Raw genomic sequence first — 1800 nt, 5'->3', positions numbered from 1 at the left:
CGGCCCGCCTCCATGTGGAGGCGGGCCGGCGGCCGTTGACCCGTCGAGAGTCGGGCGCGTCGAGCCCTAGGCGCTGCCCGCGGGGATCGGCGCGAACCGACGGACCGCGTCCTCGAGCTGGTCGAAGAGGGTGGAGATCTCCCCCGCGCGCCGGTCGTTCGGCTGGAGACCCTCCGGGCCGAACTCGGTGAACAGGCTCAGCGACACCTGCTGACGGACCCCGAACATCCGGAAGTTCGCGACGATCTGGCGCCACTGCTCCACGGCGCGTACGCCGCCCTCGGCGCCGTAGGAGACAAAGGCGACCGGCTTGTCCGCCCACTCGTCGCCGAGTGAGTCGAAGGCGTTCTTCAGGGCGCCGGGAACGCCGTGGTTGTACTCGGGGGTCACGAAGATGAAGGCGTCGTAGGAATCGATCGCCTCACTCCACCGGGTGACCCGCTCGTCGTCGTACTGCTTGTTCGCGGCACCCGGCACGGTGGCCGAGGTGAGGAGCGGGACGTCGAAGGACTTGAGGTCGACCAGGTCGTAGGTGGCGAGCTCCCGCGACGCCGCCTCCGCGGTGACCCAGTCGGCCACGGCCGCGCCTCCCCGCTCGTCGCGGATACTGCCCAGGATGATGCCGATCTTCACTAGCGTCTCCTCCGTCGATCGATGTCGTGGACACCACGACCGTACTTGAGTGACACAGCAACAATCTACCGCCTGCCGTAGACAGTGACCGACGCCACCGCGCACACCCGGCCGCGGGCGTCCCGGGTGACCGCCTGCGCGATCCCCCAGCTCCGACCGTCATGGAGTGCCTCGGCGCGCACCGTGACCGGGCCGACGAGCGGGATCTGCCGCACGTATCGCACGTCGAGCGAGGACGAACTGACCTCTCGTTCGTGCGGGAACACCGCCGCACCGGCCACCTCCGCGACGGCGGCGAAGACCCCGCCGTGCAGGTTTCCCAGCGGGTTGGCCAGCGCCGGTTCGGGGGCGATCACGGCCTCCACCGCCCGGGTGCCCCCCGGGCCGTCATCGTGGTGGTCCAGCGTCAGGCACAACACCTCGGCCAGCGTCCCCGGTGCCAGTGCCGAGGGCCACGGCGGCTCGTCGTCGTAGTCATCCGGGTCCACGACCCCCGCGATCTCCATCGACTTGACCAGTCCCGCGGCGACCACCCCGCCGTCGTCATCGAGGACGTCGCCCCGCGTGGTGAGGCAGTGTCCGTCGTCGCCCAGGTGGTCCGTGCGCACGCCCAGGCCGGTCGACCCCTCACGGGGGCGCGCCAGCAGATCCAGGCGGAGCTCGGTGGTCACGGTCCACATCCCCTCGGGACGACGGCGGTGGTTCTCGGCCCCGAGACCGGAGTCGACCAACACCGCCAGGGCCCCCGTGGCGAAGCGCCCGGACGGGTCCACGAACTGGTCGGCGACCGGCTGGTGCCAACTCACGGTGCCGTCCCCGTTCGGACTGAAGGTCAGTCCCAGCCGGGGTTCCGGGCCGTGGTGCGTCGATTCCCTCATCTCGCGACGCTAACACGTGTTCCAGTCCTGCCCGTCGGGCCCACGTGGCCGCACAATGGAGCCGTGCCCCCACGAGCAGAGCCCCCCCGGACAGCACCCCTGAGCAGCGAGGTTCTCGCGACGCCCCGACGCTGGCCGATCCGCACGGCCACCACCGTGATCGCCACCGCGATCGTCATCCTGGTGCTGGCCGCCGCGGCGGGGGGCGCGTGGCTGCTGCTGCGCACCGCCGCGCACAGCGCGATCGACACGGTGGACCGGGGTCGGGCGGTCGACGTGGCGGGGGCCC

The 1800-nt window shown here is 71.5% G+C and carries 2 protein-coding genes and 1 pseudogene; 1 reads left to right on the top strand and 2 read right to left on the bottom strand.

What is annotated here, in order from left to right; translation table 11 throughout:
- Positions 1 to 66 precede the first annotated feature (66 nt).
- A complete protein-coding gene (locus G6031_RS01270) occupies positions 67 to 633 on the bottom strand; it encodes an NAD(P)H-dependent oxidoreductase (RefSeq protein ID WP_179523697.1) in 567 nt (188 codons plus the stop codon).
- A 65-nt stretch (positions 634 to 698) separates the two neighbouring features.
- Positions 699 to 1511 carry a hotdog fold thioesterase gene (locus tag G6031_RS01265; RefSeq protein WP_182610675.1) on the bottom strand — a complete coding sequence of 271 codons (813 nt, stop codon included), beginning with the start codon at positions 1509 to 1511 and terminating at the stop codon, positions 699 to 701.
- Positions 1512 to 1574: 63 nt separating this feature from the next.
- Between G6031_RS01265 and G6031_RS01260 the strand changes: the two are divergent.
- Positions 1575 to 1800 (top strand): annotated as a pseudogene (locus G6031_RS01260) (hypothetical protein); the annotation flags it as partial.

The organism is Dietzia sp. CQ4, from assembly GCF_014145125.1.
Classification (GTDB): domain Bacteria; phylum Actinomycetota; class Actinomycetes; order Mycobacteriales; family Mycobacteriaceae; genus Dietzia; species Dietzia natronolimnaea.
Note: the sequence above shows the minus strand (reverse complement) of the source record. Positions and strands in the feature narration are given on the sequence as shown.